A 15,176-nucleotide genomic window follows, 5' to 3' on the forward strand; every position below is an offset into this window, starting at 1 on the left:
TCGAGGCGAAAGTGCGCCAGGTTTGCCAACTGTATGAATCAGCAGCTGAACTGGAAGCTCACCAGATTCACCTTGTTAGTACGGATGAAATGACTGGCATTCAGGCGCTTGAACGACTGCACCCAGACCAAGCTATGCAACCAGGTCAACCGCGTCGTTTGGAATTTGAATATGAGCGGCATGGTACCCTCAGTCTCATCGCCAACTGGCATGTGGCTCTGGGAAAGGTGATTGCGCCTTCTATCGGACCCACGCGAAAAGAATTTGACTTTGCCAATCATATTGCCAAGACAGTTGAAACAGCACCGGACGATGGGTGGGTTTTTCTGCTCGACCAGCTCAATACCCATCGATCTGCTTCCCTTGTGCGATGGGTCGCTGTCTGTTGCGGTATTGATTCAGATTTAGGCGTTAAGGGTCAATCTGGTATCCTTCAATCGATGGAAACTCACACGGCCTTCTTGAGCGACCCCAGCCATCGGATCCGATTTGTTTATATCCCCAAACATACCTCCTGACTCAATCAGATTGAATGCTGGTTTAGTATTTTGGTGCGTCGATTGATTCGTCGAGGAAATTTCACCTCCACGGATGATTTGCAACAGCGCATCCTCGATTTTATTGAATATTTCAATCACACTATGGCCAAACCTTTCCAGTGGCAATTTAAGGGATTCACGCCGCATGGATAACTGATGAACTATTTACAGATCTATGGACTAGTGAAGTATTCATGGGCCGAGACCGATAGCCAAGGAGCGATTGAATCCCGTACTCCACAATGATCCGTAGGCTGACGATGGTGCAACCTGATTGCCTCTCTAGTATCCTTCTCACAGACAACAATGGTGACAATCATGAGCAAAGTTAAACATTCGCTGCAAGATTGCGATCTCAGTTGGTCCATCCATATCTATAACGGTCGTCACTTGATGGGCTCCCTTTACCCGTCCCATGCGTGGATCTTTTTACTGGGTGCAACCTTGAGCGGACTAATTATTTTTGCCAGTTCTCAAGTGTCCAATTGTAGGGCTCAACCTTCAAACCTTGACTCCTCAACTCCATCTCCCACCCCAGGGTCATCTCCAACCCTACAGCCTTCTCAAGTCACTCCCTCGTTCCAAGTGGATTAGTGCCCAAAATCTTGATATTAAGGGGGACTTGCTGGCTAGCTTATGATGCAAGGGCTAAGGCTGCATAAACAGTTGAATGACACCCGTAATGTTGTCATTGCCATATCCTTGTGCGATCGCATCCTGATACACATTTTGAACTGCCTTCAAAGTGGGCATCGGCTCCTCGACAGCATTTTTTGCTAGCTCCAGTCCATATCGAATATCTTTCTCGACTAAAGAAATTGGGAATAAAGGGGCATGGGCATGGGTAATCATCAGATTACCGGCCCCTTGCACCGCTGGGCTGGTCACTGGCAGTTCCTTTAGTGTCGCCATAACCTGGTTGAGAGGTATACCCTGCTGATTTAACAGGCTGATGATTTCGGCGACAGCAGCCACTTGCACCCCAAATAAGGCATTGACCGCCAGCTTCATCGCCATACTCTGCCCCACGGTTCCCACATGATGAATTCTGGAGCTGGAGGCTGATAAAACATCTTGAACCTTGGCCAGAACTGGGGCTTTTCCGCCAACTAAGTAAATCAGTTGTTGAGCTTCGGCTTGGGGTCGGGAGCCGACCACGGGAGCTGCGAGAAAGGCAGCCCCACGCTGTTCAATTTCTGTTGCTAAGGTTTGGGTATGGCCCACCGTTAGGGAGCTAGATTCAATGGCAATGGCCTCTGGGGCTAACCCCTGGGCTGCCCCAGTTTCAGGATCTAACCAAACTGCTTGGGATGCTGGGTCATCCGTTACCATACTGATCACAATCGAGGCTTGGACCGCCGCTTCTTGCGGGGAATCCGCTGCCATTGCCCCTGCTTGAACGAGGGTGTGCACAGCTTGGGGAGATCGGTTCCAGACAATCACTTCATAGCCTGCTGCGAGCAAATTGATGGCCACGCGGGAACCCATTGCGCCTAACCCTAAAATCGCAATCTTGTTCATATTTGATTTTTCCTCAACGTCTCTAGCTCATCGCCTCGAAGTCATCTACTCGGAGCTTAGCGGTACCATCGGCCTGGAGAACCCAAAGCTCTTTATGAATCACCCCTTGAGCGTTATTCATTTTCCAGCCAGAGGTAAGCACGGCGCTGGTGGCATCCACCACCTCAATGGTGGGGTCTAGATATTCAACATCTGAGAACCCATCGGCAATTAGTTTTTGCCAAAAGGCTTGAATTTCTGTTGTTCCGGTAAAGGTGCCAAAAGGCCTCGCATGCATTGTCGCGGTAGGCTCATATTGGGCTGCACAAAGGGCTGCATTGCCTGCATTAAACGCAGCTTGCCATTGTTGACTCGCTGCGGTTGTTGCCGCTAGTACGGTATTTTTCTGGTCGTTACTCAACATATCCAAGGAAATCTAGGGGTAGACGGATCGGCAAGGCTGTAGCAGAACCTGCCACAGCCTTGAAATTTACTGGGCTGCTTGTAACCAAGCCAAGGCAGTTTCTGGGGCTAACCGTTCCCGATAGTCAACATCTACAAAGTGGTTTAGGACGGTGCCATCAGCGGCGACCAGATAGGTGGCGGGTACGGGCAATTCAAAACTCTGATCGCCATTGTGAGTTGTGATATCAATCCCAAAGTTGTTATAAATGGGGCGCAGACTTTCGTCGAGGGTAAAGACGAGCCCAAATTGGCGTGCAACTTGGTTCCCGGTATCGGTCAGCACTGGAAACTTCAGATCAAATTTCTCTTGGGTGGTGAGGGATTGATCCGGGGACTCTGGCGAAATCGCCACTAGCGTTGCCCCTAAAGCCGCGATATCGTCCAATCGAGCTTGTAGGGCCTGTAACTCTAGATTGCAGTAAGGACACCAGTTCCCCCGATAGAAGGAAATCAGCAGCAGACCTTTAGCCCGTAACTCACTGCTGCTAACTGATTTGCCCGTGGCATCCGGCAATTCAAAATCGGGCATAGTTTGTCCAGTTTGTAAGGCTTGGTCTGTAATCCCGGTGGCGGCGAGTTTAGCGGTGGCGGCTTCCATGGTGGTAAAAACGTTTTCTGGGGCCTGTTGGCGAACGTTTTCCGTAACGGCTTGTAATTCTGTGGCGAGGGACATGGCAACCTCCAATGACTGCAATTCGTGATTCACCTGAATGTATTTCCACTGTACTCAGGAGAACTTGAACAATAAAGCCCCATGAGTGCATGATACTCGTGCATTATATTCATGAATACAACAAGAATTCATGCAAGAATTTCTGGGCGTCAAGGATAGGACCTCAATGGATATATCGGTACTGAAGTTGTTTGTGGATGTCGTTCGGCAGGGCAGTTTTGCGGGAGCCGCTCGAGATCGCAACATTGATCCATCCTCGGTATCGCGAGCCATTGCTGGACTGGAGAAGGAACTCGATCTGCGGCTTCTACAGCGGACGACGCGCCAGCTCTCCCTGACGGAAGCGGGAAAAACCTATTTTGAACGAATTGAACCTTTGATCGAAGAGCTACAACAGGCGTCGGAAATTGCAGCAGATGTGGTGGGGCAACCCAAGGGACAGTTAAGGGTAACGGTATCCGCCTCTTTTGGCTTGAAGTGTATCGTGCCCCTCTTGCCCCAGTTTGAGCAACTGTATCCAGACCTGACGGTCAATTTATTGTTTTCAGATGCCGTTGAAGATTTGTTGCTCAACCGGATTGATGTCGCGATTCGCCTGGGGCTGCTCCGGGATTCTACCTTGATTGCTCAGCAGTTGATGCAGACTCGATATCGGGTTTGTGCCAGTCCAGATTATCTAAAGCAGTCGCCCCCGATTGCCGTTCCCGAGGATATTGCCGACCATAATTGTTTGCGGTTTCCATTGGCAGGGTTTCAGTCTCAATGGTTGTTCAAAGATGCCCAAGGGACCTTAACGGAAGTGCCGATTCATGGCAACACGGTGATTTCCAATGGTATTGCTCTGCAGCAATGTGTGATCGCAAATATGGGATTGGCCCTACTCCCCAACTGGCTGATCAATGAAGACTTACGCACAGGTACCCTCGTAGATGTTCTGCCAGCCTATGAGGTCACAGGTACGGACTTTAGTACTGCCGCGTGGTTTGTCTATCCTTCTAGATGCTATGTTCCCCTCAAGCTCAGAGTGTTCATTGAATTCTTTAAGCAGAACGTTCCTCGTTTGGTGATGCCTTGATGTTCCCGATTGCGTTTGTCTTGGAGACAGGGGGTTACTTACCGTTCTAGGAGCGTCCGTTCTGTTGTCGCTTCATGGGAAAGAACGACTGCTCGCTCAATCAGTGCTGATCCGATGATTGTGGAGAATTCTTTATCGGGGATTTGCAGATGTTCCTGGAGGGATGTGAGGTCAGTCCATTTCTCGGTGAGAATAATCTCGGTCGGATCTTCGAGATTCTGAGAGAAAATATATTCGATATTGCCTTTGTCTGTGCGGCTTTTCTGGGCACGACGTATCAATGCATCTTTGACCCTAGCAATCTCTTCGGAAGATTGTACTTTTATCTTTCCAGTAATGATGATCATGGCTTGTCTCTAGAATTTTAAGTGTGTCAAACGGCTGCTGGTCTGCTAAGGTAAACTACCATCCATCAAATTTTTCAGCCGAGAGTGCCCCAGAGATTAATCATTTGTTGATCTCGAACATGAATACATCTTTGATATTGAGTAAGATTAGGCATTCCCACTCTTCTCAAGTCTCCTAGACTGTCGCATCACTATAGTGAGACAAATTTTCCGCTAATCTCCTATTATTTTTCAAGCTATGATTCTACGGATAATTGGATTGCTCTGTTTAGGGGGTGTCGGGATTGCCGGAGTATCTTGGTGGAATATTAGCAAAATAATGACTCCTGTCAGTGAGGAAGTTGTTCTTTCGATGGGTCGAATCAGTTCTTTAGCATTCACACCGACTCAAGAAGTTTCAGCAAGAGATTACAATGTTGAAAATAGCCGAGAATTATTGATCACTTGTGAGGATATTAAATCTCTTGGCATTCAGTGGATAATCTCAAATAGCGACATTGCAAAGTCATGGAATTTGTTAGCCAGTACAGATTACTCATGTAATGTCCGTGATAATAAAACAGTCGTAAGCTTCTTGGCTTCATCATTCAAGCCATCTACGAAGTATTATTTTCATTTATCAAAAAACAATAAATCTGAGAGGCAAACCAGCATTAAAGTCCATGCTGCCATTCAACATGAAGATGGAATTGGGACTCATTATCTATTTATGAACCTAGCACTTGCGGAATTATTGGGAGGAGGATTATTCGTTGTCAGCCTCATGTGTTTCTTAATAGATTTCTGGAAAGTCTTTCATTCTTGGAGATTGTCTAATCAGTCTAAGCAAGGGACACTTGCACCACCCAACAGATAAGACTCGAAACTTTATTCTTGTAGAGAATAATGTGTTTCGAGAGAATATTCAAACTGCTCTCAAGCCCGTTCATTTGGTAAGGGTTGAAGCATGTGAAGCTAGAGAATTTATTCTCCTCCCTAAAAAGTGCCATGCTTCCTTATTCTCATGCCCCTGATAGAGAACCGATAGATATCTTCAACAGCAACGTTTAGGTGTTGTTAGTGTGGACAAGATTAGATAATGATCTCTACCAGTCCAGTCGTTGACTTCTGACAAAATTGAAATTTATTGAAGTGTTCAATTTTGGACTTGAGAAAAAGGGTTAGCTTTCACCATGCAATATGGCATGGTTAGGGCAAGTAATACTATCTCCGACGCTTACAAGTCCATTCTCTAAAACTTTGGCATAAAGCCGACTCATCCCTGGATTCCTTTTTTGGCTAATACGACCATAGCGACGGAGCTTAAAGTAGCGGGCAATTGTGCGGCAAGGCTGGGCATAGTCCGTGATTTCCAAACGCACCCTCTCTCCTAACTGCAACTGAATTCCAGGTATCAACTGCTGCCACTCTAAACCTGCCACGGTAATATTTTCCCCCGCCGCTCCCGGTTCAATGGGATGCCCCTCCGCTTGCAGCATGTCGATGATTTCTGCAGACCATAAACAAACGGCTCGATCTGGACCACCGTGGTGTTTCAGATTCTGTTGACGGTCACCAACCAGCCCCTCTTTGTTAATCTGAACGCTAGGAACCGACTGTTTGGGTACGCCTCCATCGGACAAGTTAATCTGAACAATCCGTCCCTGCAGGTTGGTAACAGGAGATTGGGAGGCGTGTAAATTTGGCATGGTCATGGTGTCGACACAGATCATCCATTCAAAGCATAGTGCCATTCTGAAGCACTATCCGTTAGATAGCACTGCTCGTTCAATTGGGTTGGACATCCAGCCGTGAAACATTCTGGTGATGGGGAGGCTTTAAGCCATCCCCATATCGAGCTTTAATTTGGCCAGATCATCATCCATCTCCAAGTCTCGGTAGATCAGCTCCTTTTCATCCAAACCGTAGGAGTCCATTAATGCCTGAATTTGATCCGCCCCTTCGACCTTGTCACTCTCCGATAGGATACCGATCACCCGCTTGAGGCAATTCACCTTACCGACAATTTTCAGTACTGGTGCAGCCGTTGCAAAAGCGGCTCCTGCTGGGGGAAAGACGATAGAAATGGCTACAATGCCACCTGTGACAACGGTCGTTGTTGCCGCAGCAGTTGCAGAGGCTTTCAACGTATCCACTAGGGCATCTTCAACCGATTTTTGGCCTTGCTGAACTGCCACAAAATTATTCAGACCACTAAAAGCTAATTCAAATCCCAAAGCTGATTTTCCAGCTTTAACGGCCTGGGTGGCAACGACCTTTGTGCCTGCTTGAAAGTTAATCTTTGCTTTGGCCTTGGCAATATTTTGTTGTTCGGTGGGAGTGATATTTTTTTGACCCCTTGCCCGATTTACGGATGAGGCTTCCCAGTCACCATTACTCGCCTTGTTAGATCCCCCGTGGGCATGGGATTTTTTATGGCTCCAATCGTGATTCTGTTTATATTGACTAATGCCCTTGGCTCCTAGACGACAGACATTTTTAGGGATTTTGTTATACATTTTCTGGGCTTCTTGCCAGGACCGAGTTTCTCCCGCCCTCAGCCCTGCTGCTTTGATGCGTTGTTGTAAGTCTTGAGGTAACTGCTCAAAGTCAACTGGATCTGGCGTTTGAACGTCCGTTGCAGCAGCTGGCGTATTCCAAGGGGTGTTGGCATCTGGAGTAGTACGGGGAGTTGTGTCATCTGGACCCGCTGGGGCGTTGCCTGTCGCATAAGCGGCAGCAGAGGGGAATGAAGTGCTCTGCTCAGTCGATTGGGATGACCCAACATTCGAGGGTTTGGAGTTTAAAGATTCAATTGAGAACTGACTAAACCACTGCAAGGATTGAGTGGGGGTATCCTTAGCGTAGATTTCGACTTGTCTAATCAAGGGAATTTTAAGATGAAGCAGGAAGTTTTTAATGTATTTCTCAATAGGTGCTCTGGGTGGAGTACCGTCTGATTTTTGGATAATAAAAATAATGTTTTCAGCTTCAATAATTGCTCTACCCGTTACAGCTAGGGTTTGCAACACATAATTGAGAGCATAGGTGATGGCGTCAGGTTGACCCTGACGGGCAAGCCTTAAGATATTAGATTGCAGCATAACTACTTTTTAAGAATAGAAGAAAATTTATTCGTTTTTGTGGGCTATGTCTCAATAGCTGTATGTTTTTTGATTGGATTTAAAATATAAATATACATTTACTGTTGGACTTAAAAATTGATCAGATTTTTTGTTTGTGAGACGTAAAAATATCTGATTATTTACTTTAAGATTCCCAGTTTTTTGATTCACTTCTTATGGCTCTATAAATGTAATTTTTTGAGTGATTGATGCTAGTCGGGTACGATCGCAACCTTGCGACTATTACAGCGAGTCACCCTGAGTAGACTCCCTATACGTAAGCTGAAACGCCCTGGTTATGGCAGGGCTGGAGAAGAACTCAACTATTCAGGTAAGGGCTTTATCTTGAAAAATCTGGGATTTGTCAGGATATATCCGTTTTATCTGAAATTAAATCTCTAATTCAGGTCATTACTTCGATATCTAGGCTTTTTCACCTGATCTATTTCTTTAGTAACAAATTATTAAAGCCTGAATACCCCAATATGGGCTTAACGCCTGTGTCGGCATGGACTCTAGGTCTAAATTAAGGTGTTGCAATAGTATATTTGTACTGATACACTTGTACTATGCGAACGAGGAAAACACCTTCTTCCGTCGGGTGACCTTTCTCAACTGGCGTTGCCAAGCCTTGACAGCGCCATCGCATCATCACTCCCTCACTTTTTATTTGGATGCAGGTGTTCATATGTCTCACTTTCAAATCATTTTTCTAGACGCTCAATGCCAGAGTGCCTATTGCCAAGGGCTTGAAGATGCATTGAAATCCCTGCCACCTCGGTACGCCAGGAATCCAGAGTATATGCAGGGATATAACAGCCTGGAGTCTCATACCTCCCAATGGGCTGCCTAACAACCGCTTTCCCCACCCTCAACTAACCATCAAGGAGATTTCAATAATGATGTCCGCAACCCTCACTCAACCTGCTCAGATTGACGAATTTGCTGGGGATGAATATGGTCCTGCCTATCAGCCCCTGCCCTATTTACAAGTGCTCAATCACGAGGATCCCCAGCAGGCTGGATTCTTTATCTCTGCTGATAATGCGGCGGCGGTTAACTTCCAGCCCACTCCTGAGTGGCAATCCCATGATGCCTATTTCATGTCAGGGGGCGTTGCCGTGGGCTATCGTAGCCTCACAGCTCGCATGGCGGTTTTGCGACGGTCACCCCTGTTGATGTTTTCGCGCAAAGACCGGGCGTTCTTAGGGGCCTTTGATCGGGATAGCTACAATCCCGAGGAAGTGATTTTGAAAACTCGCTATTTGGTGTATTTGGTGAGTCGGCAAAAGCAACTTCTCCATCAATCACCCCTGCAATTCACCGCCAAAGGCTCTCTATGTGGCTCCTTTGGTGAGCATTATAATCAGTTCCACTCCCAAATGAACTGGGCCTACGGCAAGCCCCGTGGTGATCGCTTCTTTGCCCTATCAATTTTTGCGGTTAAACTTCAGCCCATTCTGAAAGGACAAGAGAAGAAATCTTGGGTTTGTTCAATTGTGGAGCATGGTCAACCCACCAGCGAAAACTGGCGCAACTTTTTCTTGGGCTATGATCCTATCGTTAAGCAAAAGCTCATCGCTGACTTTGAAGCGCAAGCGAATTTTGCCCAGGGTGATCGTGCTCAAAGTGATTTAGATAAAGGCATGCCTGAGCGTTTCGACGCGATAGTTGATGATCTCGCCTTTTAGACCTTTGTGGGCAGAGTAGTCCTGCCCGCACGCAGTTGAGCATACGTAAGGTAGCGGCTGCACCATAGTTAGGACGAGCTGGACGGGTAGGAAAAAATGCCCGTCCTCTTTCGTTTACAGGCGAAACCCTGAGAAAACTTAACTCTATAATGACCCATGAAGCGGAACTCAACCCTGAGCAATGGATTTAGAACAGGTTCAAGAACTAGGCTCTCTCAACGTTTTTGCGGTTAGATTATCCCCTGGTACAGATGTGCGTCAAGCTATAGAAGAAATTGCTAAACGTGAGCAGATCAGCGCTGGTAGCATCTTGAGTGCGGTGGGCAGCTTGAGCCGCGTGCAGTTGCGATTTGCGAATGCCAAAGAACCTACAGAATTGGCTGGAAAATATGAAATTCTAACTTTATCTGGAACCCTTAGCGCCGCTGGTGTTCACTTGCATATGATCGTTGCAAATGAAAGGGGGGATTGTACAGGAGGCCATCTGGTAAAAGGGTGTCAGGTTTATACCACTTTAGAACTAGTGATTGCCCAGTTCACGAACCTACGATTTACGCGACAATGGGATGCCTTGACTGGATATCCAGAGTTGGAGATTAGCTCGATTTCCTAATTGTCCTCATTCTTGACTTAGGTCTAAAAACTAGGAGGATAAAATGATTTTTCTTAGCCTTGACTTAACCTGATTGCGTCAGAATCGAAACGCATTATCGAGCAATTTTTGCATGACTTGGATTGATTTCAGCTTACGGCTGACCGTTGCTCTGATTTTGGGAAGTGCGATCGGTATCGAACGGCAGTGGCGACAGACTCGCGCTGTTCTGAAAACGAATGTTTTGGTCTGTATTGGCTCATCTATGTTTGTGATGATGTCGCTAATGCATGCTCAAGACTCTAGTCCAACCCGGGTGGCTGCTCAAATTGTTTCTGGAGTGGGCTTTCTGGGAGGGGGTGTCATTTTAAGAGAAGGCACCAGCGTCAGAGGACTGAATACGGCAGCAACATTATGGTGTTCTGCCTCCGTTGGAACCCTTGTGGGGGGCGGCTTTCTTTTTCCGGCTTACCTGGGGGCAGCTGCGGTGGTGTTTTCCAATCTAGTGATGCGACCTCTAGTGGAGCAGTTGAAGTTCCGCCCCCATAAGCCTGGATCATCCACGAGCATTTATCGGTTCGTTCTGATTTGCGCTCATTATGAGGAGAAAAAAATTCGAAATGTTTTCCTTGAGTCCATCAATACAGCAAACATGATGATCAGCGCTTGGCGGAGTGAGAGCTTAGAGTCTTTAGGAAAACCCAAGCAGGTGGTGCTAGAAATTGAATTGATGACGATTCAGCGGGAGGATAAGCTGCTCAATGAACTGGCTGAAGCGCTGCAAGACCAGGCCAATACCCAGCAAATTCGATGGGAACTGGTATCGGACAAGATCAATAGCCTGTCTATTTCTAGGAAATAATGTCGAGCTCCTTGAGAGAGCAGCACTCTCACCTGTCACTTTTGTGGGTTGGGTGAGGAATACTACAAGGGAGATCTATGTACCTAGAAAATCGCAGTAATCTATTCTTTAAGTGGATGATATTGCTCATAGGTGCATTCTATTGGCGTTATTGCCTTATTTATCCAATAAATATTAAAATTTGATGATAAATATGCTAATATCAGATCTTTTTGATTCCATTGGTTAAATCAAAGATAATAAATCGTTAAGGTTTGGTGGGGGATATCAGCAATATGCAAGCAAGCTCTAAAAAAATGATTCTTGCTTCTTCATTTGTAATTTTTGGCTTGGTGGGCCCTGTGACCTTTTGGTTGGGTGAGCAAAGCAGTCAAGCCTCACTCAGCTGCTCTCCTCAACAGCGTGCTGGCAGTCCCATCGTCATGTCTCCTGACCAAAACCCTTAAGCATCTAACGGTGGTGAGGGGATCGCCACCTCAAAAGGCAAAGTCTTCTGGATGAGTACAAACGGATTTGAGGCGATGGCGCATTGCGGTTTGCGATCGCACAATCACATCCCCATCTCCATAGAGTTGAAACGCCCAGTTTGCTCCAAATAGCAGCATATCTAGCTCGTAAGCCAGCTGAACAGGATCGACACTACTATGGATATCTCCAACTTCTTGGGCTCTCGCAACAAGACGGGCAAAGGTTTGCTGTCGCTCAGCCATAATGTCGGCTAAGCGATCGCGAATGGGGCCAGGTCGACTATTAAATTCGGTAGATGTGGCTGCGAAAAAACATCCCCCCCGAAACAGTTGCTGCTCGGTATAGTGCAGCCAGGCTTCGCAAAGAGACCATAAACGCGGTAACCCTTTGGGGGCGCGGAGGGCGGGCCGGACAACTTCTCGTAACACTAAATGACGAGCCCCTTCAATCACCGCTAATTGTAGGGCTTCTTTAGATCCAAAATGGGCAAATAAGCCACTTTTACTCATCTGCAATTCTTTGGCAAGACCGCCAATGGAGAGTCCAGTCAGGCCATCGACTGAAGCCAAATCCATGGCACATTGCAAAATGGCTCTACGGGTTTGTTCTCCTTGGGCTTTGCGGTGGTGAACTGTGGAACTCAAAATCTAGGTGAAATGATAATGGGCTTGATTATAACTTGAAACTTTTGTCAGCTGGTTGGAGGGGGTAGATCGGCCTGGCCCTCGATATCCTGGCAGTTGGATTGTTGGTTTGAAAGCCATGATCGAGAAGCAAGGGGGCTATCTCCTCTGAAGACCCGACATCATCAATGCGCATTTCGTTGTGTTTCTGTGCACTATATGGCTAAATCAATTTCTGTCTTATGTCTGAAATCCAGCCTGGTGATCCAGCCTCCCGACGAAAGCTAGTGGTTGGGGCGTCACTGTTTCTACTCGCGATGTTATTGTGCCAGAGCGTTGTTCAGTGGTTTACTGAGTGGCTGGCTGAGGATCCAGAGCGGGTGAGAGAATATTTTGCCTATATTGTGGGTGCGATCGCATTCGTATTCTCGCCCTTATTTGTATTTGGATATTATGCGTGGCAAATTGGCGTGAAGGTTATTAGGGCGAAGCGATTTCCACCCCCAGGGATGAAGGTGATCAAGGATACTGTGGTAGTTAAAGGGCGACAGGCGGTTTCCCGAGGACGGGCCTTACAAGTCTGTGGCGTTATCCTGTGGGGGACGGCCATTGCCTTTCCAATTGCCTGCTGGCGGATTCTGGGCAATGTTCTCAGTGACATGCCATAAGTCAGGAGCTGTGATGGGTTTGGGGCCTCGATGCTAGCCTTGAAGAGATAGTACTCTACGGTCAACCAATGAGACCCTTGGAGGAGCAGGTATGCCCAATAGCCCATGTAACCTTGTATTTGTCTATAATGCCGATGCGTCTTTAAATAGCCTTCTACAAGAAGCCGCCCATAAACTCTTTGCGCCTGAATCCTATGAATGCTCTTTATGCGAGCTCACCTATTCCCTTATTCGCAAGAAAAAGGGTTGGGTCGAGTTTTTGGATAACCTACCCTGTCAACACGAGTTTCATCTAAGGAACCTTTTCCTCCGCCAATATCCCCAGCAGACTCATGACTCCTTTCCCTGTATTTACAGTAAGTCTGCTTCAGGCGATCTAACGCTTTTAGTCGAAGCTGAAGCGATTGATCAGGCTCGATCCCTAGAACAATTACAAACCTTAGTCGCTGAAGCGGTTGTAGATCTGCTGTAGTCTGTTTGGCATCGATCCAGCATTATGATGAGCCAGGCTTGAAGCAGCTGGCCTATGGTTTAATCTCTAAAATACTCATCAGCGTGTCATAGCGATATTCCTTCAGCAGTTTTGAGATGGTATCAACCATGGCCGTATGTGCTCTACTAGCAGTGTTCGAATCGTGCAATCATCAAGGGTGCAAATGGCCTGTAGGATCGCTTGCTTTACTTTTGATAATTCGCGGCCTAGACAAAACAGGTTGTAGCATTTGACGACAAGGGCATATCCCGCCAATTCAAAATTACCCTTGTCTAATCCACTGGTGTAGGCCTGCTCCAAAACATTCAAAGTTTCCCTGACATGACGTTTCCCATGGAGGGTGGACGCACTCATCGATTGGTACACTCGATTGCCCAACATTTCATGGTCCCCCATGCCCATTGACCCAATACCCAGAATTCAGGATGCCCTCAAATGACGCCTTACATGAAAGTAAACACTGCTCCAGAGAAGCCGTATTTACTTTCTAGTCCTAGATTAACTGAAACTCGATTAATTCTCGATTAATAGGTCATGATTGTAAGATTTTGCATTTATGGCAACAAAAACTCAGGCAAGAGGCTTTTCTGCAGCTCTCGCACGGTCTTATTCACGGAACGGGCCATTTGAATATGGGGTTCATCGGGTTCAATCGGGGCAATGGACGCAGGAAAGCCCTGACCCAACTGGTTAATCACATGGTTGGCCGCTTCTAGTCCAGTCACATAAGCCTTTTCCTGGGACCAAGATCCATGACGAGTCACCACCCAGTCTCCACTCATATATAGATTATTAATTGGAGTTTGAGCCGGTAACAAATACCGATAGCTTCCCGGTGCAAAGTGGGTCACCGCTCGGGGCAAGCGAATCACGCTGGAATCGACCACCTTAGCCTCACGGAAATCGGGAAGACAGGTGATTAAATCATCTTGCACCATGGAAATAATCTCATCATCTTCCATGGCCAAGAACTGATTGGCATGGTAGAAGTCCGCCTCAATCACCGTTTCTGGCTGATCGCGATAGTCATCATGGAGGGCATTGAGGTCAAAGAAGGTAGAACCCGTTGTCGGATGGAAGCCAAAGCAGGCATTGGACGGTTGAGGAACCTCGACTTTGCGGTCGAACCAGAGGCGGGTGGCTAAAATATCCACGGCACCCAGATTCATCATGTCGCGGAACTGAGGATGCTGTTGTAGCGTGGAACTGCCCCGGACGATGTTCTGCATGCCCGTAATGCCGACGGAAAAGATCACCGCATCGGCTTCAAACACTTCATCCCCGCAAATGACGGCATCGGCTTGGCCCAAATCATTGAGCCGCACATCGGTCACTCGGCGCTGGGTGAGGATTTTGCCCCCTGCATTGGTGATGCGATCGCACCAGGGCTTGAAAATTTTCTCTCCCACCGTCCCCCGACACCAAACCACATCAAAATCAGCTTGATGGGCCAGAATGAAATAGTAGAGCATCCCCAATGCAGCAGCAGCAGAGCACTGCTCACCGGGAGCGAATAACCCCACCAACAGCATCGGTTCAAAGGCATCTCGATAGAGCCGTGCTGAAACGCCATAGCTCTTAAATAGCTCCCTAGCCGTCACCGAATCGTAGCGTCGCCAAGCGTCATCGGAATTGTCAAAGTCGATGATTGGATACATCATCGTAAAGGCAGACAGCCGATCCACCAGCGGTAAGCGGGGAAACTGGGGATAAGCGAACGTTCCCAAAGGCATCGGCAAGCGCTGTTCCTTCTGAAAAATCGGGGACACTGCTTCCAGCCCTGCCGGGGAATATTGAGAGGACTTCGTCCAGTCTGTAAACGGATCGAGTCCTAACTCATCGACTAAACCAAAAATATTTTGATAGGGATACCAAAATCCGTGAATCCCGGCTTCAACAGGGCGACCGCCTGCGGTTTTCCAACCCGCTACCAGGCCACCCGGATAAGAGCCTGCCTCCAAGAGGGTGACATCATACCCTTGGGACACAAGGTGATAAGTGGCACCGAGGCCAGCCCAGCCAGCACCAACGACGACAACACGTTTTTTGGAGTCAGATGTCATAGCTTTAGAGATT

Annotated in this window: 19 protein-coding genes and 2 pseudogenes; 11 read left to right on the forward strand and 10 right to left on the reverse strand. The window is 47.4% G+C overall.

The genetic code is table 11. From position 1 onward, the window contains the following. Nucleotides 1-89: 89 nt before the first annotated feature. Nucleotides 90-692, forward strand: a pseudogene (locus AM1_RS43255) (transposase). A gap of 165 nt (nucleotides 693-857) precedes the next feature. Then, nucleotides 858-1,133, forward strand: a complete 276-nt coding sequence (locus tag AM1_RS41090; RefSeq protein WP_148215767.1) for a hypothetical protein — start codon at nucleotides 858-860, stop codon at nucleotides 1,131-1,133. Nucleotides 1,134-1,187: 54 nt separating this feature from the next. Here AM1_RS41090 and AM1_RS44270 read toward each other — a convergent pair whose 3' ends face one another. From AM1_RS44270 to AM1_RS18870, 4 genes and pseudogenes are all read right to left on the reverse strand, one after another. Next, complete coding sequence (locus AM1_RS44270; protein WP_315875427.1) at nucleotides 1,188-1,556, reverse strand: NAD-binding protein; 369 nt, start codon at nucleotides 1,554-1,556, stop codon at nucleotides 1,188-1,190. Nucleotides 1,557-1,583: 27 nt separating this feature from the next. Then, nucleotides 1,584-2,063 (reverse strand): annotated as a pseudogene (locus AM1_RS44275) (NAD(P)-dependent oxidoreductase); the annotation flags it as partial. Nucleotides 2,064-2,082: 19 nt separating this feature from the next. Continuing rightward, nucleotides 2,083-2,463, reverse strand: coding sequence for a nuclear transport factor 2 family protein (locus AM1_RS18865; RefSeq protein WP_012164493.1), 381 nt, complete (start codon nucleotides 2,461-2,463; stop codon nucleotides 2,083-2,085). Nucleotides 2,464-2,529: 66 nt separating this feature from the next. Continuing rightward, nucleotides 2,530-3,177 (reverse strand): peroxiredoxin-like family protein, encoded by a 648-nt coding sequence (locus AM1_RS18870; protein WP_012164494.1) that lies wholly within the window; start codon nucleotides 3,175-3,177, stop codon nucleotides 2,530-2,532. 166 nt (nucleotides 3,178-3,343) lie between these two features. Between AM1_RS18870 and AM1_RS18875 the strand changes: the two genes are divergently transcribed. Then, nucleotides 3,344-4,252 (forward strand): LysR family transcriptional regulator, encoded by a 909-nt coding sequence (locus AM1_RS18875; protein WP_012164495.1) that lies wholly within the window; start codon nucleotides 3,344-3,346, stop codon nucleotides 4,250-4,252. 38 nt (nucleotides 4,253-4,290) lie between these two features. Here AM1_RS18875 and AM1_RS18880 read toward each other — a convergent pair whose 3' ends face one another. Beyond that, nucleotides 4,291-4,599 carry a putative quinol monooxygenase gene (locus AM1_RS18880; protein WP_012164496.1) on the reverse strand — a complete coding sequence of 103 codons (309 nt, stop codon included), beginning with the start codon at nucleotides 4,597-4,599 and terminating at the stop codon, nucleotides 4,291-4,293. A gap of 238 nt (nucleotides 4,600-4,837) precedes the next feature. Here AM1_RS18880 and AM1_RS18885 point away from each other — a divergent pair, with 238 nt between their 5' ends. After that, the gene (locus AM1_RS18885) at nucleotides 4,838-5,455 is read left to right on the forward strand and encodes a hypothetical protein (RefSeq protein WP_041660005.1); all 618 of its coding nucleotides are present in this window, start codon (nucleotides 4,838-4,840) and stop codon (nucleotides 5,453-5,455) included. A gap of 304 nt (nucleotides 5,456-5,759) precedes the next feature. On the opposite strand, the gene AM1_RS18890 is transcribed toward AM1_RS18885, so the two are convergent. Together AM1_RS18890 and AM1_RS18895 are read right to left on the reverse strand one after the other, a co-directional pair. Further along, nucleotides 5,760-6,287 carry an MOSC domain-containing protein gene (locus AM1_RS18890; RefSeq protein WP_187152891.1) on the reverse strand — a complete coding sequence of 176 codons (528 nt, stop codon included), beginning with the start codon at nucleotides 6,285-6,287 and terminating at the stop codon, nucleotides 5,760-5,762. Between the two features lie 129 nt (nucleotides 6,288-6,416). After that, nucleotides 6,417-7,682 (reverse strand): superantigen-like protein SSL4, encoded by a 1,266-nt coding sequence (locus tag AM1_RS18895; RefSeq protein ID WP_012164499.1) that lies wholly within the window; start codon nucleotides 7,680-7,682, stop codon nucleotides 6,417-6,419. 583 nt (nucleotides 7,683-8,265) lie between these two features. Between AM1_RS18895 and AM1_RS41095 the strand changes: the two genes are divergently transcribed. From AM1_RS41095 to AM1_RS42220, 5 genes are all read left to right on the forward strand, one after another. Beyond that, the gene (locus AM1_RS41095; RefSeq protein ID WP_148215769.1) at nucleotides 8,266-8,556 is read left to right on the forward strand and encodes a hypothetical protein; all 291 of its coding nucleotides are present in this window, start codon (nucleotides 8,266-8,268) and stop codon (nucleotides 8,554-8,556) included. Between the two features lie 46 nt (nucleotides 8,557-8,602). Next, the gene (locus tag AM1_RS18900; protein WP_010480746.1) at nucleotides 8,603-9,394 is read left to right on the forward strand and encodes a DUF5895 domain-containing protein; all 792 of its coding nucleotides are present in this window, start codon (nucleotides 8,603-8,605) and stop codon (nucleotides 9,392-9,394) included. A gap of 181 nt (nucleotides 9,395-9,575) precedes the next feature. Beyond that, nucleotides 9,576-10,007, forward strand: coding sequence for a PPC domain-containing DNA-binding protein (locus tag AM1_RS18905; protein ID WP_012164501.1), 432 nt, complete (start codon nucleotides 9,576-9,578; stop codon nucleotides 10,005-10,007). A gap of 112 nt (nucleotides 10,008-10,119) precedes the next feature. Continuing rightward, nucleotides 10,120-10,848: an MgtC/SapB family protein gene (locus AM1_RS18910; RefSeq protein ID WP_012164502.1), complete on the forward strand. Its 729-nt coding sequence runs from the start codon at nucleotides 10,120-10,122 to the stop codon at nucleotides 10,846-10,848. 296 nt (nucleotides 10,849-11,144) lie between these two features. Next, complete coding sequence (locus tag AM1_RS42220; protein ID WP_012164503.1) at nucleotides 11,145-11,294, forward strand: hypothetical protein; 150 nt, start codon at nucleotides 11,145-11,147, stop codon at nucleotides 11,292-11,294. A gap of 30 nt (nucleotides 11,295-11,324) precedes the next feature. Here the strand turns inward: AM1_RS42220 and AM1_RS18915 are convergent, their stop codons facing one another. After that, on the reverse strand, nucleotides 11,325-11,960 hold the full coding sequence (locus AM1_RS18915) for a TetR/AcrR family transcriptional regulator (RefSeq protein ID WP_012164504.1): 636 nt from the start codon (nucleotides 11,958-11,960) through the stop codon (nucleotides 11,325-11,327). A 221-nt stretch (nucleotides 11,961-12,181) separates the two neighbouring features. On the opposite strand from AM1_RS18915, the gene AM1_RS18920 reads away from it, so the two are divergent. After that, nucleotides 12,182-12,607 carry a hypothetical protein gene (locus tag AM1_RS18920; RefSeq protein ID WP_012164505.1) on the forward strand — a complete coding sequence of 142 codons (426 nt, stop codon included), beginning with the start codon at nucleotides 12,182-12,184 and terminating at the stop codon, nucleotides 12,605-12,607. A gap of 91 nt (nucleotides 12,608-12,698) precedes the next feature. After that, entirely contained in the window at nucleotides 12,699-13,079 is a 381-nt protein-coding gene (locus tag AM1_RS18925; protein ID WP_012164506.1) for a hypothetical protein, read from the forward strand. A 102-nt stretch (nucleotides 13,080-13,181) separates the two neighbouring features. Here AM1_RS18925 and AM1_RS18930 read toward each other — a convergent pair whose 3' ends face one another. Continuing rightward, a complete protein-coding gene (locus tag AM1_RS18930; protein ID WP_148215770.1) occupies nucleotides 13,182-13,496 on the reverse strand; it encodes a hypothetical protein in 315 nt (104 codons plus the stop codon). 158 nt (nucleotides 13,497-13,654) lie between these two features. Further along, entirely contained in the window at nucleotides 13,655-15,163 is a 1,509-nt protein-coding gene (locus tag AM1_RS18935) for a hydroxysqualene dehydroxylase (RefSeq protein WP_012164508.1), read from the reverse strand. Nucleotides 15,164-15,176: the final 13 nt, after the last annotated feature.

Origin of the sequence: Acaryochloris marina MBIC11017, from assembly GCF_000018105.1 — a bacterium.
Lineage (GTDB): Bacteria > Cyanobacteriota > Cyanobacteriia > Thermosynechococcales > Thermosynechococcaceae > Acaryochloris > Acaryochloris marina.